Origin of the sequence: Streptomyces sp. NBC_00433, assembly GCA_036015235.1 — a bacterium.
Classification (GTDB): domain Bacteria; phylum Actinomycetota; class Actinomycetes; order Streptomycetales; family Streptomycetaceae; genus Actinacidiphila.
Genome location: CP107926.1, coordinates 5326179 through 5348502, shown reverse-complemented (window position 1 = coordinate 5348502; position 22324 = coordinate 5326179). Strand labels below are relative to the sequence as shown.

General features: G+C 71.3%; 20 protein-coding genes and 1 tRNA gene. 7 read left to right on the top strand and 14 right to left on the bottom strand.

Annotated elements, in window-relative coordinates:
* Nucleotides 1-15: 15 nt before the first annotated feature.
* Nucleotides 16-669 carry a hypothetical protein gene (locus OG900_22965; protein ID WUH92688.1) on the bottom strand — a complete coding sequence of 218 codons (654 nt, stop codon included), beginning with the start codon at nucleotides 667-669 and terminating at the stop codon, nucleotides 16-18.
* A 53-nt stretch (nucleotides 670-722) separates the two neighbouring features.
* A complete protein-coding gene (locus tag OG900_22960; GenBank protein ID WUH92687.1) occupies nucleotides 723-1415 on the bottom strand; it encodes a GntR family transcriptional regulator in 693 nt (230 codons plus the stop codon).
* 285 nt (nucleotides 1416-1700) lie between these two features.
* Here OG900_22960 and OG900_22955 point away from each other — a divergent pair, with 285 nt between their 5' ends.
* Nucleotides 1701-3494: a serine/threonine protein kinase gene (locus OG900_22955; protein WUH92686.1), complete on the top strand. Its 1794-nt coding sequence runs from the start codon at nucleotides 1701-1703 to the stop codon at nucleotides 3492-3494.
* 105 nt (nucleotides 3495-3599) lie between these two features.
* On the opposite strand, the gene OG900_22950 is transcribed toward OG900_22955, so the two are convergent.
* Complete coding sequence (locus OG900_22950; protein ID WUH92685.1) at nucleotides 3600-4883, bottom strand: adenylosuccinate synthase; 1284 nt, start codon at nucleotides 4881-4883, stop codon at nucleotides 3600-3602.
* A 194-nt stretch (nucleotides 4884-5077) separates the two neighbouring features.
* On the opposite strand from OG900_22950, the gene OG900_22945 reads away from it, so the two are divergent.
* The gene (locus tag OG900_22945; protein ID WUH95881.1) at nucleotides 5078-5872 is read left to right on the top strand and encodes a diacylglycerol kinase family protein; all 795 of its coding nucleotides are present in this window, start codon (nucleotides 5078-5080) and stop codon (nucleotides 5870-5872) included.
* 115 nt (nucleotides 5873-5987) lie between these two features.
* On the opposite strand, the gene OG900_22940 is transcribed toward OG900_22945, so the two are convergent.
* From OG900_22940 to OG900_22920, 5 genes are all read right to left on the bottom strand, one after another.
* Entirely contained in the window at nucleotides 5988-7208 is a 1221-nt protein-coding gene (locus OG900_22940; GenBank protein WUH92684.1) for a cytochrome P450, read from the bottom strand.
* On the bottom strand, nucleotides 7205-8038 hold the full coding sequence (locus tag OG900_22935; protein ID WUH92683.1) for an MBL fold metallo-hydrolase: 834 nt from the start codon (nucleotides 8036-8038) through the stop codon (nucleotides 7205-7207). Before OG900_22935 ends, OG900_22940 begins: the two co-directional genes overlap by 4 nt.
* Complete coding sequence (locus OG900_22930; protein ID WUH92682.1) at nucleotides 8035-8913, bottom strand: NUDIX domain-containing protein; 879 nt, start codon at nucleotides 8911-8913, stop codon at nucleotides 8035-8037. The genes OG900_22935 and OG900_22930 overlap by 4 nt, the downstream gene beginning before the upstream one ends.
* 732 nt (nucleotides 8914-9645) lie before the next feature.
* The gene (locus tag OG900_22925) at nucleotides 9646-10113 is read right to left on the bottom strand and encodes a RidA family protein (protein WUH92681.1); all 468 of its coding nucleotides are present in this window, start codon (nucleotides 10111-10113) and stop codon (nucleotides 9646-9648) included.
* Nucleotides 10110-10271 carry a DUF4177 domain-containing protein gene (locus OG900_22920; protein ID WUH92680.1) on the bottom strand — a complete coding sequence of 54 codons (162 nt, stop codon included), beginning with the start codon at nucleotides 10269-10271 and terminating at the stop codon, nucleotides 10110-10112. Before OG900_22920 ends, OG900_22925 begins: the two co-directional genes overlap by 4 nt.
* Before the next feature lie 67 nt (nucleotides 10272-10338).
* Here OG900_22920 and OG900_22915 point away from each other — a divergent pair, with 67 nt between their 5' ends.
* Together OG900_22915 and OG900_22910 are read left to right on the top strand one after the other, a co-directional pair.
* On the top strand, nucleotides 10339-11472 hold the full coding sequence (locus OG900_22915; GenBank protein ID WUH92679.1) for an AAA family ATPase: 1134 nt from the start codon (nucleotides 10339-10341) through the stop codon (nucleotides 11470-11472).
* Nucleotide 11473: 1 nt separating this feature from the next.
* On the top strand, nucleotides 11474-12805 hold the full coding sequence (locus tag OG900_22910; GenBank protein WUH92678.1) for an ArsA family ATPase: 1332 nt from the start codon (nucleotides 11474-11476) through the stop codon (nucleotides 12803-12805).
* Here the strand turns inward: OG900_22910 and OG900_22905 are convergent.
* The gene (locus OG900_22905; GenBank protein WUH92677.1) at nucleotides 12787-13119 is read right to left on the bottom strand and encodes a WhiB family transcriptional regulator; all 333 of its coding nucleotides are present in this window, start codon (nucleotides 13117-13119) and stop codon (nucleotides 12787-12789) included. The two genes, OG900_22910 and OG900_22905, sit on opposite strands and share 19 nt — an antisense overlap.
* Before the next feature lie 384 nt (nucleotides 13120-13503).
* Here OG900_22905 and OG900_22900 point away from each other — a divergent pair, with 384 nt between their 5' ends.
* Complete coding sequence (locus tag OG900_22900) at nucleotides 13504-15813, top strand: penicillin-binding protein (protein WUH92676.1); 2310 nt, start codon at nucleotides 13504-13506, stop codon at nucleotides 15811-15813.
* Nucleotides 15814-16024: 211 nt separating this feature from the next.
* On the opposite strand, the gene OG900_22895 is transcribed toward OG900_22900, so the two are convergent.
* On the bottom strand, nucleotides 16025-16483 hold the full coding sequence (locus OG900_22895) for a GatB/YqeY domain-containing protein (GenBank protein ID WUH92675.1): 459 nt from the start codon (nucleotides 16481-16483) through the stop codon (nucleotides 16025-16027).
* A gap of 121 nt (nucleotides 16484-16604) precedes the next feature.
* On the opposite strand from OG900_22895, the gene OG900_22890 reads away from it, so the two are divergent.
* Both OG900_22890 and OG900_22885 read left to right on the top strand, forming a co-directional pair.
* Nucleotides 16605-17534 carry a metallophosphoesterase gene (locus tag OG900_22890; protein ID WUH92674.1) on the top strand — a complete coding sequence of 310 codons (930 nt, stop codon included), beginning with the start codon at nucleotides 16605-16607 and terminating at the stop codon, nucleotides 17532-17534.
* A gap of 49 nt (nucleotides 17535-17583) precedes the next feature.
* Nucleotides 17584-17657 (top strand) — tRNA-Pro (locus OG900_22885).
* Nucleotides 17658-17794: 137 nt separating this feature from the next.
* Here OG900_22885 and OG900_22880 read toward each other — a convergent pair.
* From OG900_22880 to OG900_22865, 4 genes are read right to left on the bottom strand one after another with little or no spacing between them, the layout of a single operon-like run.
* Nucleotides 17795-18328, bottom strand: coding sequence for a DUF5706 domain-containing protein (locus tag OG900_22880; GenBank protein ID WUH92673.1), 534 nt, complete (start codon nucleotides 18326-18328; stop codon nucleotides 17795-17797).
* An 8-nt stretch (nucleotides 18329-18336) separates the two neighbouring features.
* Nucleotides 18337-19254, bottom strand: a complete 918-nt coding sequence (locus tag OG900_22875; protein WUH92672.1) for a hypothetical protein — start codon at nucleotides 19252-19254, stop codon at nucleotides 18337-18339.
* Nucleotides 19251-21350 carry a hypothetical protein gene (locus OG900_22870; protein WUH92671.1) on the bottom strand — a complete coding sequence of 700 codons (2100 nt, stop codon included), beginning with the start codon at nucleotides 21348-21350 and terminating at the stop codon, nucleotides 19251-19253. Before OG900_22870 ends, OG900_22875 begins: the two co-directional genes overlap by 4 nt.
* Nucleotides 21347-22249 (bottom strand): hypothetical protein, encoded by a 903-nt coding sequence (locus OG900_22865; protein ID WUH92670.1) that lies wholly within the window; start codon nucleotides 22247-22249, stop codon nucleotides 21347-21349. Before OG900_22865 ends, OG900_22870 begins: the two co-directional genes overlap by 4 nt.
* Between the last annotated feature and the right edge of the window lie 75 nt (nucleotides 22250-22324).

Here is a 22324-nt window from a genome sequence, read left to right as displayed (position 1 = left end):
CGGCCGGCCCGGGTGTCAGCTGAAGACGATCATCGAGCCCTGGCCCAGCGACCGGGTCGCGGCCGCGTGCAGGCCGAGCCAGACGTGGTGTTCGCGGGCGAAGGGGCCGTCGAGGCCGGTGGGCGGGTGGAGTGCGGGCTCTTCGAGGGTGGTGTGGCGGTCGGGCGGCGCCGGGGGCAGCGGCGGGTTGGCGGGGTCGATGCCGATCACCGGGGCGACGAATTCCAGCTCGCGCAGCAGCCCGTGGCTGGAGCCGAGCGGTCCGCCGCCTTCGAGCAGTTCGTCGTTGACGACGGGCTCGGGGAAGTCCAGCGGCACATAGGCGCCGGCGTGGTCGTAGTGCCACACCAGGTGCGAGCGCTGCGCGGTGGTCTCGAACATCTCCAGCAGCTGCTCGTAGTCGCCGCCGAGCGCGTCGACCGGGGAGACCTCCAGTCCCTGGAGGCTGAGCAGGTAGGCGCGGCGCAGGAAGTGCAGGGCGTCGTAGTCGAAGCAGGCGACGGGTCCGACGTCGCCCGACAGGCCGGGCATATACGCGTGGATCGGTACGGGCGGCTGCCCGGCGTCGCCCAGGGCCTTGTCGTAGCGGGCGAGTTCCTCGGAGAACGGGTTTTCCGGGCTGTGGCAGAGCACATCCACCAGCGGCACCAGCCACAGGTCGCAGGCCACGAACACTCCATCCGGTCGGGGGCGTCCAGGGTAAATCGGCCGCGGCTGTCGCGTCAGGAGCGTGCGGGGGCCAGCTTCTCGATCAAGGCGCGGGTATGGACGTCGGCTTCGGTGATGAGGGCGTGGGCGGCCGCGGTGTCGCGGGCGGCGACCGCGTCGACCAGGTCCACGTGTCCTGCCCAGCAGACCCCGGCGGGGTCGCGCAAGGCGCGCAGGTGCGGCACCGCGTAGAGCCAGGTCTGGGTGCGGATGCGGTCGAGGAACGCGCAGATGTGCGGATTGCCGCCGATGCCGGTCAGCTCCCGCCAGAAGCGCAGGTCGCAGCCGACCAGGACGTCGAGGCTGCCGGCGTGTGCGGCGCCGGCGGCGGCCTCGGCGCGGCGGCGTACGGAGGCCACGGCGGCGGGGGGCAGGTCGCCCATGCCGCGCTCGCCCATCAGCCGGAAGGCCGCCTCGACGATGAAGAGCCGCGCTTCGCTGAGCGAGCGGAAGTCGGCCGCGGTCAGCTGCCGCACCTGGAAGCCGCGGTGCTGTTCGACGTCGAGCAGTCCTTGGGCGGCCAGGTCGACCAGGGCCTCGCGGACCGGGGTGGCGGAGACGCCGTAGAGCTCGGCGATCTCCTTGACGGTGAAATGCCGCCCGGCCTGGAGCCTGCCGGTCAGGACCTCGTCGCGCAGGGCGTCGGCGATCTGCTGGCGCAGGCTGCTGCGCCGTACCGGCATGGCAGGACCGCCCGCCTCCGGCATGCCGTCTCCCTGTCGCGTCGCGTCCGCGGGTGGCTTCCCGCCGCGCACCCGCCGCACACGATACGGCGCGGGGTCGGCCCGCGGCGCCGGCTGCGCGGGCCGACCGCCCTCCCGCGCCGGGCATGGGCGGAGGAGAGGGCCTGGTTCTGCCCGCCGCGGACGGCACAAGGACCGTGCGTAACGGTGCCGCACCGCCTGGGAACCACGTGGTGGCCGGTGGCGTGCCTACGCATATTCTTCGTTCTGGGGTTCGGGGGCCGGGTGAAGCGGCGGGGGGAGACAGGCATGGAGCAGCTCAGAACGGATGATCCGCAGCGGATCGGCGCCTACCGGCTGCTCGGCAGGCTGGGCACCGGCGGAATGGGCCGGGTCTTCCTGGCCCGCTCGGAACGCGGCCGCACGGTCGCGGTGAAACTGGTACGTGCCGAGCTTGCCGCGCAGGAGGAATTCCGCACCCGCTTCCGCCGTGAGGTGCGGGCGGCCCGGCGGGTCGGTGGCGCGTGGACCGCTCCGGTGCTCGACGCCGACACCGAGGCGGAGATCCCGTGGGTGGCGACCGGCTATGTCGCGGGCCCCTCCCTCCAGCAGGTGATCAAGGACTACGGTCCGCTGCCCGAGCGCTCGGTGACGGTGCTGGCCGCCGGACTGGCGCACGCGCTGGCGGACATCCATGCCGCGGGTCTGGTGCACCGGGACCTCAAACCGTCGAATGTGATGATCACGATCGACGGGCCCCGGGTGATCGACTTCGGTATCGCCCGCGCCCTGGAGACGGTCGCCGACGGTTCGGCGACGCTCACCCACACGGGGGCGATGGTCGGCTCGCCCGCCTTCATGTCGCCCGAGCAGGTGCGCGGCGACCGGGTGACCCCGGCCTGCGACGTCTTCTGCCTCGGCTCGATCCTCGCCTACGCCGCCACCGGGCTGCAGCCCTTCGGCGCGGCCAGCAGCGGCGTGCACGCCCAGATGTTCCGCATAGTGCAGGAGCCGCCGGACCTGGACGCGGTGCCCGAGGGCCTGCGCGCCCTGGTGACGGCCTGCCTGGTCAAGGAGCCCGAGCGGCGCCCCTCGCTGACCCAGGTGCTGGGCCTCATCAAGGACACGGCGGACGAGCCGCCGAAGGACACCCCGGCGGGCCGGGTCGAACCGTGGCTGCCCGGCGCGATCGTCGCCCAACTGGGGCGGCACGCGGTGCAGCTGCTCGAACTGGAGGCGGAGGCCGAGGTCGAGACGGAGGTCAGGACCGATGTCGCCGTCGGCGCCGCGGCCAGGACCGGCGGAGCGGCCGCGGCAGCCCCGGCGGGTGGAGACGGCGCCGTCGCGCAGGCGGGTGCGGCCGCGCCGACCATGGTGTCGGAATCGGTCCCGGGCGCCGACGGTCCGCCGGCTGCGCCAGGACCCGGCGGGCCGCCGCAGGCACCCGCTCCCCGGCGCGGCAGGCGCGGCGTGCTCGTCGCCGTACTGACCCTGCTGGCGGTGGTCGCCGGCGCCGGCACCGCATATGTCCTGGTCCGCGAGACCGATGGCGGCAGCCGGACCAGCGCGGCGCCGCCGTCCCCCACGCCCACGGCCGCCACCACGAGCACGACGCCGTCGCCGTCCACCACGCCGTCGCCCACTGCCACGTCGGCAAGCCCCACCCCGTCGGCCACCACGCAGAGCGCGACACCGACGAAGACCGCCACGCCGACCGAGTCGGCGAGCGCGACACCGACCGCGCCGGTGGTGCCGGTCGCCCCGCCGAACGGCGTCGTGGGTGTCTGGGAGTCGATGACGGACATCCCGCCGGGCATCCACGACATCCGCACGCTGACCGTGCACGAGGACGGCTCGGTGGAGCTGAGCGGCTCGCGTACGGACGGCACGGCCTCGATCTACAGCTGCGAGTGGTCGATGTCGGTCACGAAGACCGGACCGCCGGCCGAGCTGAGCCCGTCGCAGGTGGTCAGCGGCAAGCCCGCCGCCTCGTGCCAGCCGGGCACCACGACGACCACACTGACCCTGCTCGATGACATGCACCTGCGGCGCGACGGGGTCGCCGGCGAGAAGACGCCGCTGACGTACGAGAAGGTCGGCTGAGAGCGGTCGACGTACCCGCCGCCCATTGCCACGGCATACGGGGTGCGTGGCAATGGGCGGCGACGGTCCGGCGGCGCAAGGCCGGGCGAAAGGCCGGACGCGGGGTCAGACGAACGAGTTGATCTCGATCGTCTCGGTACGGCCGGGGCCGACCCCGATCGCGGAGATCGGCGCTCCCGACATCTCCTCCAGCGCCTTGACGTAGGCCTGCGCGTTCGCCGGCAGGTCGGCGAAGCTCTTCGCCTGGGTGATGTCCTCCGACCAGCCGGGCAGGTACTCGTAGATCGGCTTGGCATGGTGGAAGTCGCTCTGGCTGTACGGCAGCTCCTCCACCCGGCGGCCGTCGACCTCGTAGGCGACGCACACCGGGATACGCTCCCAGCCGGTGAGGATGTCCAGCTTGGTGAGGAAGAAGTCGGTCAGGCCGTTGACGCGGGTCGCGTAGCGGGCGATGACCGCGTCGAACCAGCCGCAGCGCCGGTTGCGCCCGGTGGTGACGCCGAATTCGTGGCCGACGGTGCGCAGTCGCTCGCCGTCCTCGTCGAACAGCTCGGTGGGGAACGGTCCCGAGCCCACACGCGTTGTGTACGCCTTGAGGATGCCGATCACCCGGGTGATCTTCGTGGGGCCGATTCCGCTGCCGGTGCAGGCCCCGCCGGAGGTCGGGTTGGACGAGGTGACGAAGGGATAGGTGCCGTGGTCGACGTCGAGGAGCGTGCCCTGCCCGCCCTCCATGAGCACGACCTTGCCCTCGTCCAGCGCCTGGTTGAGCACCAGCGCGGTGTCGGTGACATAGCCGCGGAGCCGCTCGGCATAGCCGAGGTATTCCTCGACGACCTGGGCGGTGCTGATCGCCCGCCGGTTGAAGATCTTCACCAGGACCTGGTTCTTGTCCTGGAGCGCCGCGTCGACCTTCTGGTGGAGGATCGATTCGTCGAAGAGGTCCTGGACCCTGATGCCGACCCGGTTGATCTTGTCGGCGTAGGCCGGGCCGATCCCGCGCCCGGTGGTGCCGATCTTGCGGTTGCCCAGGAAGCGCTCCGTCACCTTGTCGATGGTCTGGTGATACGGCGTGATCAGATGGGCGTTACCGCTGATCAGCAGTTTGGACGTGTCCACGCCGCGCTCGTCGAGTCCGCTCAGCTCGGAGAGCAGGACCGCCGGGTCGACCACGACACCGTTGCCGATCACCGGAGTGCATCCAGGTGACAGGATGCCGGAGGGGAGGAGGTGCAATGCGTATTTCTGGTCGCCGACGACCACCGTGTGGCCGGCGTTGTTGCCGCCCTGGTAGCGGACCACATAGTCGACGGAGCCGCCGAGCAGGTCGGTGGCCTTCCCCTTGCCCTCGTCACCCCACTGAGCACCGAGCAGCACAAGTGCGGGCACAGGCGTACACCCCTTCCGGGCGGGGCATGTCCAACGTGCAGAGAGCCGTCGAACCTGCCCCGGAATAGACGAAGCCCCTGACGCAAAGGCGCAAGGGGCTCTTGCACCGAGATTTTACCTGAGGAAGGACCAAGGTGTCGGCTCACCCTCCTGGGCATCCTCCGCCGGACTCCGTCCGGAGGTGGCCCCTGCTGCTGGTCATCGATCCGGCAGCGCGTGCGACCGACGGCGAGTCCGTGCGAATCGCGAGGGATGTCCTGTGCGCGGGGGCTCCCTCGGTGAAGATCGTCTTCCCCGAGTCCGCCGAGGAGGCCGAGCGCGCCCTGGCCCACCGCGGCCGCCGCCACCCCGTGGTGCTCGGCGACGACCAGGCCCTGCTGCGTACGGTCCGCTCGCTCTACCGCGACCGGACCCTGCACGACGCGCCGGTCTCGCTGGTGCCGATCGGGGCGCGCTCCACGCTGGCCCGCGCGCTGGGGGTGCCGGGCGATGTGCCCGCGGCGGCCCGCGCGGTGCTCGACGGTGTGCACCGCGAGCTGGACCTGCTGGTGGACGAGAGCGGCGGCATCGTGCTCGGCGCGCTGAGCATCCCGTGCGGCAGCCCCATCTCGCAGACCGCGGCGCACTGGTGGACACCGGTGGAGAAGACCGCCCGCTCCCTGGTCCGCACCCTGACCGCGCCGATCCCGGCGGGCAGCCACCACCACCCGCCCCGGCAGCGGCTGCGGGTGGAGGCGGACGGCGTGCTGCTCGCCGACCTCGACCAGCCGGTGCAGGAGGTCTCGGTCCGCCCGGCCCCGGCCGGCTTCGCCGAGGTCTACGTACGGCATACGGAAGGCACCTCGCACGTACGGGCCAGGGCGCGCACGATCACCGTCTCCGGGCGGGACTTCCGCTACCGCGCCGACTGGGCCATCACCGGTCCGGTGCGGACCAGGACGTGGACGGTCGAGCCGGCCGCCTGGCGGCTGACGGTGCCGCGCCACTGACGCGGCACCCGGGGGCCGGGGGCTCGGAGGCCGGAGTCGGGACCGGAGGCGGGGTCGGGGGCCCGGGTCGGGGGCCGGAGGCCCGGGTCGGGGGCCCGGGTCGGGGCCGGGGGCCTCACCAGCCGACCAGCAGCTCCTCCACCCCGCGGATGACGTAGTTCGGCCGCCAGCGCGGCTCCGACAGCAGCTTCATCCCGGGGGCCTGCCGCAGAAAGGTGCCGAAGGAGGCGCCGAGTTCGACGCGGGCCAGCGGGGCGCCCAGGCAGTAGTGGATGCCCGCGCCGAGGCTGACATGCCGGTTGCCGACGGCCGGGCGGGTGACGTCGAAGCGGTCGGGCTCGGCGAAGCGTGCCGGGTCGCGGTTGGCCGAGCCGAAGAGCAGGGCGACCTCGGAGCCGCGCGGGATCACCGTGCCGCCGACCTCGATGTCGTCGAGGACCCAGCGCTCGAAGAGCTGCAAGGGGGTGTCGTAGCGCATCATCTCCTCCACCCCGTCCCGCAGCCTGGCCGGCTCGTCCTGGAGGACGCGCAGCTGGTCGGGATTCCGGAAGAGGGCGAGCCAGCCCAGGGTGGTGGTGTTGACGGTCGCCTCGTGGCCGGCGTTCAGCAGCAGCACGCAGGTCGACACCATCTCCTGCTCGCTCAGCACGTCGCCGTCGTCCTGGACCGCGATCAGCGCGCTGATCAGGTCCTCGCCGGGGTCGGTGCGCCGCGCGGCGATCAGCTTCCGCAGATAGCCGGAGAATTCCTCGCTGGCCGTCACGGCGGCGCGGGCGGCGCCCTCGCCCGGGTTCAGCTCGTACATCCCGGTCATCGCCGCCGACCAGGGCCGCAGCTGGTCGCGGTCGCCGGCAGGTATGCCCAGCATCTCGGCGATGACCGCCACCGGCAGCGGCTCGGCCACCCGGGCGTGCAGGTCGCCGCCGCCGTCGGCGTGGAAGGCGGTGATCAGCTCGGCGGCCAGCCGCTCGACGGTCGGCGCCAGTTCCTCCACCGTGCGCGGGGTGAAGGCCTTGGCGACCAGCCGGCGGATACGGGAGTGCGCCGGGGCCTCCAGGTCGAGCAGGCCGTTGTTGTTCAGCACGGTGAAGGGTTCGAGGTCGGCGGGCGGCGGGGTGCGGCCGAATTCCTCGTGGGTGAAGCGGTGCAGGTAGGTGCGGCCCAGACGGCGGTCCCGCAGCAGCGCGTTGACGTCGTCGTAGTGCGGGATCAGCCACTGCCGGGTCGGCTCGTAGTAGAGCGCGCGGCCGGCCGCGCGCAGCTCCTCGTACGCCGGGTAGGGGTCGGCGGCGAAGGCGCGGGAGTGGGGAGTGAAAACAGCGGAAGGAAGAGTCATGGCAGCTCGATGAGTCCGTGTTCGCGCAGGTAGTCGAGTTGGGCGCGGACGGAGAGCTCCGCCGCGGGCCACAGTGTCCGGTCGACGTCGGCATAGACGCGGGCGACCACCTCGGCCGGGGTGCGCAGCCCGGACTCGACGGCGGTCTCGACCTGGGCGAGCCGGTGGGCACGGTGGGCGAGATAGAACTCGACGGCGCCCCTGGCGTCGCCGAGCACCGGGCCGTGGCCCGGCAGGACGGTGTCCACACCGCCGTCCACGGTGAGCGCCCGGAGCCGCCGCAGCGAGTCCAGGTAGTCGCCGAGCCGGCCGTCGGGGTGCGCGACCATGGTGGTGCCGCGGCCCAGCACGGTGTCGCCGGTCAGCACCGCCCCGTCGGCGGGCAGCAGGAAGGACAGCGAGTCCGCGGTGTGCCCGGGGGTGGCGACGACCCGCAGGTCGAGGCCGCCGGTGGTCACCGTGTCGCCCGCGGCCAGCCCCTCCTCGCCCAGCCGCAGCGCCGGGTCCAGGGCGCGGACCGCCGTACGGGTCAGCTCGGCGAAGCGGGCCGCGCCCTCGGCGTGGTCCGGGTGGCCGTGGGTGAGCAGGGTCAGCGCGACCCGCTTGCCCGCCTGCTCGGCGGCCTCCACGACCCGGGCCAGATGGCCCTCGTCGAGCGGCCCCGGGTCGATGACGACGGCCAGCGGCGAGTCGGGTTCCGCGACGATCCAGGTGTTGGTGCCGTCCAGGGTCATCGGGGAGGCGTTCGGCGCGAGCACGCACAGCGCGCGGGCGGTCGCCCACCCGCCGACGCCGGCCCGCGGCCGCCCGGGAGCGGTCTCCGCGGTCATCGCGCCCCGCCCCCGGGAGCACTGCGGGTGAATTCGTCATGGCCCGGCCAGGTCAGGACGACGGCGCCCGCGGCGTCCACGGTGGCCGTGGCGATGACCGGGGTCAGATCGCGCCCGGCAGCGGCGGCCAGCGCCGCGGCGGCGGAGCCGTACGGCAGGAGGTCGCGCAGCATGGTGATGGTCGGCGGCAGCATCACCAGGTCGCCGCGCTCGTAGCCGGCGACGGCGTCGGCCGGCCGCAGCCACGCGGTGCGGTCCGCCTCCCCCGACACGTCCCGGGTGAGCTGGCCCGCGGGCAGCGCGGCGAGGAAGAACCACGTGTCGTAGCGGCGCTCCTCGAACTCCGGGGTGATCCAGCGGGCGTACGGCCGCAGCAGGTCGGTGCGCAGCACCAGGCCGCGGCGGTCGAGGAAGTCGGCGAAGGCCAGCTCGTGCCCGACCAGGGCCGCGCGGTCGGCCTCCCAGCCCTCGCCGGTCGTGTCGGCCACGACGGTGCCGCCGTCCGGCCCGGCCAGCAGCACCCCGGACTCCTCGAAGGTCTCCCGCACCGCCGCGCACACCACCGCCTGGGCGGCGGCCGGGCCGACGCCCAGCAGCCCCGCCCATTCGTCCAGCGCGGGCCCGGCCCACCGGACCGGCCGCTCGTCACGCGGGTCGACCCCGCCACCCGGAAAGGCGTAAGCCCCCGCGGCGAAAGCCATCGACGCGCGGCGCCGCAGCATGTGCACCGCCGGGACACCGTCTTCGCCGGTGTCCCGCAGCAGCATCACCGTCGCCGCCCGCCGCGGCACCACCGGCTCCAGCTCCCCCCGGGCCAGCGCCCGGATCCGCTCCGGCCACCCCCCGGGCACGGCGGCCCCGCTCATCTTCCCCATGCCCGGAGCCTACGTGCCCCGAAGCCCCGCTTCGAGCCCCGCACCCCAGCCCGGACGCCCCCGGGCACGGGGGTGTGCGGCTCCCCTCGGGCGGGGAGTGCCAATCCGCTGGCTGCGGGGGCTGAGGGGGTGCCCCTTGCGGCAGGGGGCGCCGTTCCGCGGGGCGCGGGGGCTTTGGGGTTCCCCTTTGGCGGGGGTGCCATTCCGCGGGCCGCGGTGGGTGTGGGGTGCCCCCTTCGGCAGGGGGTGCCTGACAGGGGCGCGGGGCTGCGTCTGATCTGCGGCCGGCGCCGCGTGGGCGCGACCAGCCCGCCACCGGCCGGTGGTCCCGAGCGAAGCGAGATGGGGGTACCCCCAGGCAAAGCTCTGGGGGAGGACCGAACAGCCCCCCACGGCCGGTGACGACGTACACCTCGTCGACGGCTGGCCGCGCCGTCCCCCGCGCCCCTAAAAACGCTCACCGTTCTGCGGAAAAGGGTGCCTGACAGGGGCGCGGGGCTGCGTCTGATCTGCGGCCGGCGCCGCGTGGGCGCGACCAGCCCGCCACCGGCCGGTGGTCCCGAGCGAAGCGAGATGGGGGTACCCCCAGGCAAAGCTCTGGGGGAGGACCGAACAGCCCCCCACGGCCGGTGACGACGTGCAGCCAGTCGACGGCTGGTCGCGCCGTTCCCCGCGCCCCTGAAGGGCGCCCCCTGCCGAAGGGGAACCGCCCCCCGGCGGGGGCCGCCCCGGCTAGGGGAGCAGCTCGACCTGGATCTCGACCTCGACGGGAGCGTCGAGCGGCAGAACCGCGACGCCCACAGCGCTGCGCGCGTGAACGCCCTTGTCCCCGAGCACCTCCCCGAGAAGCTCGCTCGCGCCGTTGACGACGGCGGGCTGCCCCGTGAAGGAGGGGTCGGAGGCGACGAAGCCCACGACCTTGACCACCCGCGCAATGCGGTCGAGGTCGCCGGCGACCGACTTGACCGCGGCCAGCGCGTTGAGCGCGCAGACCCGCGCCAGCGCCTTGGCCTCGTCCGGCGTCACCGACGCGCCCACCTTGCCGGTCGTGGCGAGCTTGCCGTCGACCATCGGGAGCTGGCCCGAGGTGTAGACGTACGGACCCGACCGAACGGCCGGCTGGTAGGCCGCCAGCGGCGGGACGACGTCCGGAAGCGTCAGGCCCAGCTCGGCGAGCCGGGTGGCGACCGACCCGCTCACGCCTTCTCCCGCTTGAGGTAAGCCACCAGCTGCTCGGGGTTGTTGGGGCCGGGCACCACCTGGACCAGCTCCCAGCCGTCCTCGCCCCAGGTGTCGAGGATCTGCTTCGTCGCGTGCACGAGCAGCGGCACGGTCGCGTATTCCCACTTCTTCGCCATGCCGCGACTTTATCGCCTCGCCGGGACCCAGGGCGTGGCCCGCCCCGCCAGTGGTTAGGCTCGCCAGGTGAGCGCTCAACAGTCATCCGCCGTCAGGCTCCACATCGTGACCGGCAAGGGCGGCACGGGTAAGACCACTGTCGCCGCCTCGCTGGCGCTCGCCCTCGCGGCAGAGGGCCGGCGCGTACTGCTGGTCGAGGTCGAGGAGCGGCAGGGCATCGCCCAGCTGTTCGAGACCGAGGCACTGCCGTACGAGGAGCGCAGGATCGCTTCCGCATCGGGCGGCGGCGAGGTCCACGCGCTCGCCATCGACGCCGAGCTGGCGATGCTGGACTACCTCGACCTGTTCTACAAGCTGGGCCGGGCAGGCCGCGCCCTGAAGAAGCTCGGCGCCATCGACTTCGCCACCACCGTCGCACCGGGCATCCGCGACGTGCTGCTCACCGGCAAGGTGTGCGAGGCGGTCCGCCGCAAGGACAAGGCGGGCTGGCCGGTCTACGACGCCGTCGTGCTCGACGCCCCGCCCACCGGCCGCATCACCCGCTTCCTCAACGTCAACGACGAGGTCGCCGGGCTGGCCAAGATGGGCCCGATACACAAGCAGGCGCAGTCGGTGATGCGGGTCCTCAAGTCCCCGCAGACCGCGATCCACCTGGTGACGCTGCTGGAGGAGATGCCGGTCCAGGAGACGATGGACGGTGTCGCCGAGCTGCGGGCCGCGGGCCTGCCGGTGGGCGCGGTGATCGTCAACATGGTCCGCCCGGTGCTGCTGGGCGACGGCGACCTGGCCAAGGCCGCCGCGGACCGCAGCGCGGTGGCCGTCGGCAAGCGGCGTACGGCGGTGGCCAAGGCGCTGTCGCAGGCGGGCCTCGGCGGCGCCCGGCGCGGCGGTGTCGCGGAGCGGCTGGTCGACCCGCTGCTCACGCAGGCCCACGAGCACGCCCAGCGGGTGGTCCTGGAGCGCGAGCAGCGCGCCGAGATCGCCGCGCTCGGCCTGCCGGTGCGCGAGCTGGACCTGCTCAGCGACGGCGTCGACCTCGGCGGCCTTTACCGGCTGTCCGACAGCCTGCGCAAGCAGGCCGTGCCCGGGTTCGCGGACCCGTCCGCCCGCGGGAAGGACGACGACGAAGCCGACGACGAAGCCGACGACGAAGCGGACGACGACGCCACGGACAGCGCAGCCGACGACGAGGACGCGTGAGATGAGCCTGAAGAGCCCCGTATTGGAGATCGACCCGCTGCTGGACGACCCGAAGACCCGGATCATCGTCTGCTGCGGCTCCGGCGGCGTCGGCAAGACCACGACGGCCGCGGCCCTCGGTGTACGGGCCGCGGAGCGCGGGCGTACGGCGGTGGTGCTGACCATCGACCCGGCCCGCAGGCTCGCCCAGTCCATGGGGCTGACCGAGTTGGACAACACGCCGCGCGAAGTGGCTGGAATCGATCGGTCGGCGGGCGGCTCGCTGCACGCGATGATGCTCGACATGAAACGGACGTTCGACGAGGTCGTCGTCCAGCACTCCGACCCGGAAAGGGCCAGGGCGATCCTGGAAAACCCTTTCTACCAATCGCTGTCAGCCGGTTTCGCCGGCACCCAGGAGTACATGGCGATGGAGAAGCTGGGCCAGCTGCGCGCCCAGGACGCCTGGGACCTGATCATCGTCGACACCCCGCCGAGCCGCAGCGCGCTGGACTTCCTCGACGCGCCCAAGCGCCTCGGGTCCTTCCTCGACGGCCGCTTCATCAAACTGCTGATGGCTCCGGCCAAGGTCGGCGGCCGGGCCGGGGTGAAGTTCCTGAACATCGGGATGTCGATGATGACCGGCACCTTGAGCAAGGTGATGGGCGCCGGCCTGCTGCGTGACGTGCAGACCTTCGTGGCGGCGATGGACACGATGTTCGGCGGCTTCCGCACCCGCGCCGACGCCACCTACCGGCTGCTCCAGGCGCCGGGCACCGCCTTCCTGGTGGTCGCGGCGCCGGAGCGGGACGCGCTGCGCGAGGCGGCGTATTTCGTGGAGCGGCTGGCCGACGAGGACATGCCGCTGGCCGGGCTCGTACTGAACCGGGTGCATGGCAGCGGGGCCGACCAGCTGACCGCGGAGCGCGCGCTCGCGGCGGCCGAGGCGCTGGAGGACTACGCGGCCGACAGGGCGGCCGACAGCGCCGCGGAGGGCCCCGAGGGCGCCGCGCAGCACCCGGACGGCGCCCCCGCAGAAAATATTGCCGGCGGCCGCATTGTGGATCACGGTCCCGGGAATGCTGACTCCCGGCAGCACCGACCGGACAGCACCGACGAAGACGACGGCACTGGCACCGGAGGTACGGAGCGGCTCGCCGCCGGACTGCTGCGCCTCCATGCGGAACGCATGCAGGTGGTCGCGCGTGAACGACGCACCCGCGGCCGCTTCGTGTCCGTGCACCCGGAGGTGCCCATGGTGGATGTCACCGCCCTGCCGGGCGACGTGCACGACCTGGAGGGCTTGCGGGCGATCGGTCAGGAACTCGCGACGGGTCAGCCCGCGGCGGCGTAGTCGTCCTCGTCATCGAGCGGCAGCAGACCGGTGCTGCGCTCGTACTCGGTGCGGGCGGTCTCCAGCAGCCTGCGCCAGGAGGTCACCATCGGGCGGCGCCGCAGCAGCGCCCGGCGCTCCCGCTCGGTCATGCCCCCCCACACCCCGAACTCGACCCGGTGGTCGAGGGCGTCAGCCAGGCATTCGGTGCGGACCGGGCACCCGGTGCACACCGCCTTCGCCCGGTTCTGCGCCGCACCCTGGACGAAGAGTTCGTCCGGATCCGTCGTCTTGCATGCGGCCTGCGTGCTCCAGTCGGTTACCCAGCTGCTCATGCTGGCGCCGTCCTCTCCCGAATCGAGGCTCCCCCACGGCGGCAACCGTCATATTCACCGGTGCCAGTTGGGACGTTACGGAAGGTAGGCGCGACGCAACAGCCCTTTCAGGCCCAATCTTGCATGGCCCGAATGGACTATGCGTGCCCAGCAGATCACCCAACGGAGTGACTGCTGTTCATATCGGAACTATGGGGCGATACAGTCACGTATCGCCCGCCGAAAGAACCAAGTCCTCCGGCATATACCGAAATTCGGGCACCTCTCATCACTCACAAGAGTGACGACGGGAGACAGTGATGCGCCGACGTTCGCATCCTGTCTGTTACACACTAGGCGAACACCTGGGCGTACGTCCGGGGAATCGCCACGTAGGCTGCCCCCATGGCTCACAAGCGTTCCGGCGGGGGGCTCACGACGGCCCAGCAGGCCGCCAAGTTCCTCGGCGTCAGTGTTCTGGCCGGCGCGGTCCTGGCGGGAATAGCCCTGCCGGCCGCCGGCGCACTCGGCCTGTCCGCGAAGGGTACGGCGGCGGGTTTCGACGACCTGCCGGGAGAGTTGAAGGCCCCGCCCCTGAGCCAGGCGTCCAAGATCCTGGACTCCAGGGGCGGCCTGATCGCCACCGTCTACTCGCGCGACCGCACAGTCGTCCCGATCACCGCCATGAGCGCGAACATCCTCCAGGCCATAGTCGACATCGAGGACTCGCGCTATTACGAGCACGGCGCCCTCGACGTCAAGGGCATCCTGCGCGCGCTCGGCAACAACGCCTCCGACGGCGGCACCCAGGGCGCCTCGACGCTGACCCAGCAGTACGTGAAGAACGTCTTCGTCGAGGAGGCCGGCGACGACCCCACCAAGGTCGCCCAGGCCACCCAGCAGACCATCGGGCGCAAGATCAAGGAGATGAAGTACGCGATCCAGGTCGAGAAGGAGCTCGGCAAGAAGAAGATCCTGGAGAACTACCTCAACATCACCTTCTTCGGCGAGCAGGCCTACGGCATCGAGGCCGCCGCCCAGCGCTACTTCAGCACCACCGCGAAGAAGCTGACCCTGACCCAGGCCGCGCTGCTGGCCGGCATGGTCCAGTCGCCGAGCCGCTACGACCCGATCAGCAACGAGCAGACGGCCCTCACCCGGCGCAACACGGTGCTGGCGCGCATGGCCCAGCTCAAGGACATCACCCCGGCCCAGGCGGCGGCCGCGCAGAAGGCCCCGCTCGGCCTGAAGGTCAGCTCGCCGAAGAACGGCTGCATCACCGCCGTCAACGGCGCCGGCTTCTTCTGCGACTACGTGCGCGAGACCTTCCTGCAGAATGCCGCGTTCGGCAAGACCAAGACCGACCGGCAGAAAGCGTGGGACATAGGCGGTCTCACCATCAGGACCACGCTGGACCCGAAGGCGCAGGCCGCGCTGCTCAAGGGCCTGGGCAAGCACGTCTACGCCACCGACAACTTCGTCGCCGCCGACACCATGGTGCAGCCGGGTACCGGCAAGATCATCGCGATGGGCCAGAGCAAGCCCTACGGCTTCGGCAAGAACCAGACGCAGCTCAACCTGTCCGTCGACCGGAACATGGGCAACAGCGGCGGCTTCCAGAACGGCTCGACCTTCAAGCCGATCACCGCGGCCGCGGCCCTGGAGGCCGGCTACAAGCCGGACCAGGCCTACCCGTCGCCGTACCACATGGACACCTACCCCGACGTGACCAACTGCGCCGGCCAGGTGGTCCACGCCCACGCGGACGAGGGCACGCAGAACGAGATGAAGTCGGAAGTCGGGCCCTATGCCATGCCCGACGCCCTCAAACACTCGATCAACACGTACTTCGTCGCCCTTGAGGCCGACGTCGGCCTGTGCCCGATCATCAACATGGCCGCCAAGCTCGGCTTCGGCCGCGCCGACGGCAAGCCGCTCCTGCAGACCGCGTCGCTCACCCTGGGCACCAACGAGGTCTCGCCGCTCACCGTCGCCGCCGCGTACGCCGCCTTCGCCAACCGCGGCGTCTACTGCACGCCGATCGCCATCGAGTCGGCCACCGGCCCGAACGGCAAGAAGATGACCGTGCCGAAGAGCCTGTGCAACCGGGCGATGTCGCAGAGCACCGCGGACACGCTGAACAGCATGCTCAAGGGCGTCGTCGACGACGGCACCGGCACCGCGGCCGACCTCCCGGGCCGCGACACGGCGGGCAAGACGGGTACGACCGACGAGCGCAAGGACGCCTGGTTCGCCGGCTACACCCCGTCCCTGGCCTCCGCGGTGTGGCTGGGCGACCCCTTCAACAAGGGCATCCACGGCCGGCGCCTGTCGATGTACGCCGGCGCGGACGACAACGGCGGCCACGACGGCGTCGGCGGGATAAAGGTCAAGATCGGCCCGAAGACCTTCGACAAGGTCGAGGGCGCCACCGGCCCCGCCCCCATCTGGCGGGACGCGATGCTCGGCGCGCTGAAGGGCACCGAGAAGGAGCACTTCGTCACGGTGCCGCTGCCCGACTCCCCGCCGAAGAACAACCAGCCCGCCGACCCGAACAACCCGAACCAGCCCGCCGACCCGAACCAGCCGACCGACCCGACCAAGCCCCCGGACGACGGCAAGGGCCCCGGCGGCACGGGCTTCACGCTCCCTCCGGGGATGACCGGCGGCAACGGCCGCTCCGGCGGAGGCGGCGGAGGCAACGGCGGGCCGTGATCCGCACAGTCCGACGGTGAGACGCGTAAGGGGCGCCCCTCCTGGGGGGGCGCCCCTTACGCGTGGGGGTCCGCGTACGGGGGGCGGGTGGCGCACCCCGGACGCGGTGCGGGGCCGTACGCGAGGCGGCCCCGCAACCGGTACGGGACCCGTGACCGGCACTGGACCCGTGACCGGTGCGGCCCCGTAGAACCGACAAGGGCCGGGTCCGTCAGCCGGCGAGCTGGCGCTTGACCTCGGCGGCGACGCGGCCACCCTCCGCCCGCTTGGCGACCTTCGGGTTGACCAGCTTCATGACGGCGCCCATGCCCTTGGGCCCGGCGGCACCGGACTCGGCGATCGCCTCCCGCACGATCGCGGCGATCTCGTCGTCCGTGAGCTGCTGCGGGAGGTACCCGGCGAGGACCTCGCCCTCGGCCCGCTCGCGCTCCGCGGACTCGGCGCGGCCGCCCTGCTCGAACGCCTCGGCCGCCTCGCGCCGCTTCTTCGCCTCCCGGGTGATCACGGTCAGCACCTCGTCGTCGGAGAGCTGCCGGGCCGTGGTGCCGGCGACCTCCTCCTTGGTGATGGCGGTCAGCGTGAGCCGGAGCGTGGCGGAGCGCAGTTCGTCACGGCCCTTGATCGCCGTGGTCAGGTCGTCCTTGAGTCGCTGCTTGAGCGTCGTGGTCATACCCCGATTTTCGCACCCTGGCGACGCGCACGCCCCGGATTAACCCCGCGCATCGACCCGCGGCCCATCCCGGGCCAGCCGCCCGTACCGGCTGTGCCCCGGACTCTGACACGATGGGCGTATGCGCGCGCGATACGGAGTCCCCCTCGGTGTGACGGCGGCAGGCGCGGCCTGCTTGGCATACGCGGCCGGTTTCGAGGCGAGGTCCTACCGGCTCCGCCGGGTGGACATCCCGGTGCTGCCCCCCGGGATGCGCCCGATCCGGATCCTCCAGCTGTCCGACATCCACATGGTGTCCGGCCAGCACAAGAAGCGCCGCTGGCTCCAGTCGCTGGCAGGGCTGCGCCCGGACCTGGTCGTCAATACCGGCGACAACCTGTCCGACCCGACCGCGGTCCCCGAAGTACTGGACGCCCTGGGCCCGTTGCTGCGCTTCCCGGGGACGTACGTCTTCGGGTCGAACGACTACTACGGCCCCAAATTCCGCAACCCCGGCCGCTACCTGGTCGAGAAGGCCCGCGGCCAGCACGGCCTGAACGGCAAGAGCGGCGGCGGCCACGGCATCATCCGCAACCCGTGGGGCGACCTGCGCGACGCGTTCGACGCGGCAGGCTGGGTGGGCCTGAGCAACACCCGGGGCCACCTCAAGCTCGACCACGGCCCGGTCCTGGGCCTCACCGGCCTGGACGACCCGCACATCAAGCGCGACCGCTACACCGCGGTGGCCGGCGGCCCCGACCCGGACGCCGATTTCAACCTGGCCCTGGTCCACGCCCCCTACCTGCGGGTCCTCGACGCCTTCGCGGCCGACCGCTACCCCCTGATCCTGGCCGGCCACACCCACGGCGGCCAGCTCTGCATCCCCTTCTACGGCGCCCTGGTCACCAACTGCGACCTCGACACCGACCGCGTGAAGGGCCTCTCCACCCACACGGCCACCGGCTCCACGTCCTACCTCCACGTCTCGGCGGGCTGCGGCACCAACCGCTACACCCCCCTCCGCTTCGCCTGCCCCCCCGAAGCAACCCTCCTGACCCTGACCCCCGCCTAACCGGATTTCGCCTCCGGCCCCGGGTCCGCTAAAGTAAACCCCGTTGCACCGGGGTGTGGCGCAGCTTGGTAGCGCGCTTCGTTCGGGACGAAGAGGCCGTGGGTTCAAATCCCGCCACCCCGACGGTATAGCAGCAGGTCAGGGCCTTGATCCTCACGAGGATCAAGGCCCTGAGTCGTTCCCGGGACCCTCTTGGGAGCCATTTGGGAGCCAACCTCGACATCCGGCTCCCAGCCGTGGAGCCGCGGGTGTGGCCTTGGTCAGCTCTTGGGTGCCAGAGACACGAGTGTGGCGAGGAGGGAGAGGAGCAGCAGCAAAATGGAGCGACGGACGTAGCGGTTCTTGACGTGCGCAATCCTGCTGGTCTCCTCGAGAGCTCGAAGAAGCCTCGATTCCGGTGCTCTGCTGGTGTCCTCGATAGCCGCTGGCAGGCGGGCCTGGTGCTGTGCCCGCACCACGTCCTCGAAGTAAGTGAGCAGGCGTATGCCCTGGCGCAGCGGGGTGTCCCGGCGCGGGATGAGGACCAGAAGGAGCGCCCCGAGCGCTGCCGCGGTGCTGGACACGGCGCTCCACCAGAACAACTGCGCCCACGGTGAGGTGGCCGGCCGGCGGACGATGAGCAGGCTGAGCAGTGAGCCGTCGGTGGCGATCAGGACCGCGGCCTTCCCGTCGGCCCGGCCGATCTCCAGGTGGTTGTGGGCGATCAGCTCGCGCAGCAGGGCCGTGGTGCCGGGCGGCGAAGGGGGCCTTCTGGCTCGGAGCCGATTGGGGCGACCTATTGCATCAGCCTCCACCCGCGGGCTCACCACGGTCCCCCAGGCGCACCCTCGGTGCCCGCGTCACTCACTTCGCGCACCCGATTCAGCGTTTCCTCGCCTTGTGGCACGCCCGCGTCGCTCAGGACCTCGGCGAATTTGACACCGAGGAAAGCACGGTCGGCGCCGGTGAGGCTCTGCAGCACGGAGGCCAGGGACTGCTCCCAACTGTCCGGCTGAGACAGCGCGCTCCGATGCGTAACGGTCCACTCAAGGACATCCTTTGCCTGCTCGGGGTGGTAAAGCAGCCAGAGCGCAGCCAAGCCGTGCGGACCGCCCGCGACCACGTCCCGGTAGAACCGATAGGCCTCGTGATGCTCCGCGCCCCATACCGCCGGAAGGACGGGCCCGGCTGGAGGACTCGTCTCGCCAGGTGCCCGGGGGAGCAGCCGGTAGGCGATCCCGTATCCCTGCACCTCGTAGGCGAGGCGGAAGGGATCGGGCGGGCCGGCCTCGAAAGGAGGGCGAGGTGCCTCGGGATGTCCCGATCCAAGCCCCCGAGAAGTGGCATCAGCGGCGACACGCCTGGCGACTTCCTCTTCGGTCAGCGCTTCCCGGGCGACGATGACGGGGTCGATCACCCACCAGATCACGGTCTGCGGAGACGTCGCACCCGATGGTGCCCGGCCGTCCCTGGTGCGCCCACGGCTCGGCGCCTCCACCTGGCACTCGTATTCGGTGAGCGAAACCCAGCGGGCGTCGGCCCGGGTCGTTTGCCAGGCCTGGAGCAGCGACGGCCTTGGATAGGTGCGGGAGGCACGCCGATTCGGGTATTCCACTCGGTCCGCATCGTCGGGGTGGAGAAAAACCAGAGCCCGGCCGCTGAAGGCGCTCCGACCCCTGCGAAAGGTCAGCAGGCACCACAGGGGCGAAGAAGTCAGCGGCTCGACCAAGGGCTTGTTCACTGGCGTGTCCTTTCGAAGATGGCGGCGGCGGTACGGGCGCGGTAGCGGGAGAGCAGGAAGGTGACGACCCCACGACGGCCGTTCGAGGCATCGGAGAGGGCGGCCAGCAGCTCGGCCAAGCAGACGCGCTGCCGGCTGTCGGGAGACGAACCGACCACGGTCAACGCCTCTGCCATCGCCAAATGTGAGGCGGGATTTTCCAGTGCGGCAGTGACCAGCGGCAGGAGGCCTTCCTCCCGAGCGACAACCAGTTCCGCCAGGTGAAGTCTCAGAGCAGTCGGGCGGAACGGTCCGGCTGCACTGGTCGGGCTGAGCGCTGTGATGGCGTGGACCGCGTATGCGCGGCGGAGCGAGCCGACGGGTTCGGTGAGCCACTCGGCCAGGCGGCCGAGTACCGCCGGGCGATTCGACTCCTCCGCGAGCAGGACGTTCAGTGCGAAAGTGACGGCGCTGCGGAGTCTCGGCCTCAGTTCCTCGTCGCTTCCCTGCAGAATCGCGTGGAGCAGATCCAGAGCGGCGGTCGGACGGCTGAGCCCGAAGCTGCCCGCGCAGGTCTCTGCCACCGTGCAGCGCATGTTGACGTCTCGCAGACGGCTCCAATCCCTGAGCTGTGCGCGCACCGCGCCGGACAGGTCCGGATTCTGCGCCACCTCTCCCAGCGCGTACGCCGCCAGTCTGCGCCGCCAGCGGTCATCCGAAGAAGCGAATTCGTACAGCGGCTGGAGCCATTTGGGTCCGGTGGCGTGGCAGAGAACGGCCCCGATGGCCCGGCCTGCCGCGAGATCGATTCCTAACTGGTAAGGCATGTCTCGGAGGGCCGACCAGATGTCCTCGGACATCCCGTCATAGTCCCACCACAGACGGCGCAGCAAGAATTCCGCCTGATGCCTGCCCTGGAACACGACCGGCTGTGACCAATAGCGGGTTCTGTTGATCCGGACCGCGCGCCGCGACAGCAGTTTCGCCCGTACCTCGGTCAAGCGGTCCTCGAAACTGCAGCCCAGGAGGTCCCATTGCGGTGAGGTGTCGGACACCGGTGGCGGCACCGCCCCTCGCTGAACGGCCCGCTCGGTGATGCGATCACGAAGTCCGTTGGCGTACTGCCTGATGACCGTGCGGTCCTGGTGCTCCAACAGCGCGACAGCCGCCACGAACGCCAGTCCCTCGGCGCTGGCGCGTAGCCTGGTCAGCGTTTCCTGCACGGCCTTGTCTCCTCCGGTTCGGAGGTTCTCGACCGCGTCTGCCACTAATCGTTCGCCGATCGCCACCTCGCGCAGCTCTTCCGCGACGTCCACTCCCGCCACCGGCAACTGCACGGGTCCGACGTAGTCGGCGAAACGGGGCTCATCGAGGTGCGTCAGGGCCGTGGAGAGCATGTGTCCTGGCAGTCTCCCCTCCTGCGCCATCGACAACAGATGCCCCTTCGCCACGTCGTATGCCGTCGGCGGGACGTGAAGCACCTGCCAGGGCGCCGTGGCACCCGGCAGTGCCTGTCCGTTTCCCACGACGACGACCAAGGCGCTCCCGGTTTGTCCCAGCAGTTCCGACAGAGCGAGCAACGCGGTCTCGCTGAGGGCAGCGCCCGCATCGGACGACAGCCCCTGCAGGAGGTAGCCGCGGGGGGCGGACGGCGACCATCTCGTCAGGTCCAGGCCAGGATCGAGGCCGGTAATACCGCCGGCGCCGAACCGCTCACGGAGCAGCGCGAAGGCCGCCGTGCCCGTACCGGTTCCTCCACCTCCCCGCAGCAGCAGTACACGCCGTTCCAGCACCCGACGACAGGCGGCATACGACGGCGGCTCGACGAAGCCGCGTAGCCGCTTCTCCACTTCCTCAGCCGGGTAGGGACCCTCGCGGAATCGCGGATCAACGATCGCGTTGTCTGCTTCGTCCGGCGGCAGATGAAGGTGGATGTCCCTGGCAGTCCCGATGAATCCGAATCCACCGCCGGAAACTCGTTGGCGATTCCCTTCGTACGTCGCGCCTCCCGCGGAGCGTCCCGCCTCGCCGGGATCATCCGCGCGCCCTTGCTCCCCGGCCGAGCCCTCGTCGGCGCGCTCCGCGGTGTCGCTCGGTTCTTCGGCTGCGGTGTTCACCGGCCATCCTCGTGCGTGCCGCCGACGTGTTTGGAGCCGGAGACGTTGTCGCCGCTGCCCCAGTGCTGATTAGCTGCGCGATTTGTGGTGGTGGATCGGCCGGTGAAGGAGAAATCCCCTCGGACGTCACCCATGACGGCGGCGCCCTCCCCGACCTGCTGGGAGTTGCCCTGATAGCGGGCTCCGGACGGCGCTGCGGCAGTGGGCGGCTCCAGCTCCCCGCCAGGCACCGGCTCCTTCTCCGGCAGCCCGGCACTCAGCAGGTTCCCCGACGGCGACGGCACGTACAGCCAAGCCCGTTGGGCGAAGCTCTTTCCTTCGACGGTCGCGGGTACTTCGGTGCAGTAGTCCGGAAGCAGCCGCGTGTAGCCGCCGACGACAGCATCCTGGTAGGCCCGGTCGGAAATGATCGCGACCAGGTGGGTGGTCCGCTCGCTTGCGGCGCTGAGCATCGCTTTGACCGGGCGCGAGTCAAGCAGCCGATGGGTGTCATTGCGGGCGGTGCCGTTGCCGTCGCCGGCGGCGCCCGAGTCGGGCAGCGGGCCGACGTGAACGCTGGCCCGAAGCCGAATGCGCGGCCCGACCGACGTCATGTTGTACCAGCCGAGTTCCTCGTCCAGGACGGCGAGGAACGGCCAGAGGACAAAGGGCAGGTGTGCGGGGTCGAAGCCGAAGACGATGCCGTCCCCGGTACTTGCCGGAAACCTCTTGGCGTCCCTCAGTTCGATGAGGCCGGCCTTCTCCAACGCATGGTCGACAAGCTGGGGGATCAGCTCGCTGACCGCGCCGTGCTGGACGGCCGGCAAGCCGGTGAAGTCCTTGGCGTCAACTGCCAGCAGAGCGCGATAAGGAGGCAGCGGCCGGCTCTCCGCGCCGGGAACGGGAACGCTTGTGGACATGGATCTCTCCTTGGAGGGGCAAGGGCTGGGGTCGGTACGGCCGTACGGCCACCGATTTCCAGCATTCGCTTCCTC

What these genes read in the sequence shown, in the direction of transcription:
- OG900_22960 (WUH92687.1), bottom strand. Translation starts at nt 1,415, where the DNA reads ATGCCGGAGGCGGGCGGTCCTGCCATGCCGGTACGGCGCAGCAGCCTG.
- OG900_22955 (WUH92686.1), top strand. Translation starts at nt 1,701, where the DNA reads ATGGAGCAGCTCAGAACGGATGATCCGCAGCGGATCGGCGCCTACCGG.
- OG900_22940 (WUH92684.1), bottom strand. Translation starts at nt 7,208, where the DNA reads ATGACTCTTCCTTCCGCTGTTTTCACTCCCCACTCCCGCGCCTTCGCC.
- OG900_22935 (WUH92683.1), bottom strand. Translation starts at nt 8,038, where the DNA reads ATGACCGCGGAGACCGCTCCCGGGCGGCCGCGGGCCGGCGTCGGCGGG.
- OG900_22930 (WUH92682.1), bottom strand. Translation starts at nt 8,913, where the DNA reads ATGGGGAAGATGAGCGGGGCCGCCGTGCCCGGGGGGTGGCCGGAGCGG.
- OG900_22920 (WUH92680.1), bottom strand. Translation starts at nt 10,271, where the DNA reads ATGGCGAAGAAGTGGGAATACGCGACCGTGCCGCTGCTCGTGCACGCG.
- OG900_22910 (WUH92678.1), top strand. Translation starts at nt 11,474, where the DNA reads ATGAGCCTGAAGAGCCCCGTATTGGAGATCGACCCGCTGCTGGACGAC.
- OG900_22905 (WUH92677.1), bottom strand. Translation starts at nt 13,119, where the DNA reads ATGAGCAGCTGGGTAACCGACTGGAGCACGCAGGCCGCATGCAAGACG.
- OG900_22900 (WUH92676.1), top strand. Translation starts at nt 13,504, where the DNA reads ATGGCTCACAAGCGTTCCGGCGGGGGGCTCACGACGGCCCAGCAGGCC.
- OG900_22895 (WUH92675.1), bottom strand. Translation starts at nt 16,483, where the DNA reads ATGACCACGACGCTCAAGCAGCGACTCAAGGACGACCTGACCACGGCG.
- OG900_22890 (WUH92674.1), top strand. Translation starts at nt 16,605, where the DNA reads ATGCGCGCGCGATACGGAGTCCCCCTCGGTGTGACGGCGGCAGGCGCG.
- OG900_22865 (WUH92670.1), bottom strand. Translation starts at nt 22,249, where the DNA reads ATGTCCACAAGCGTTCCCGTTCCCGGCGCGGAGAGCCGGCCGCTGCCT.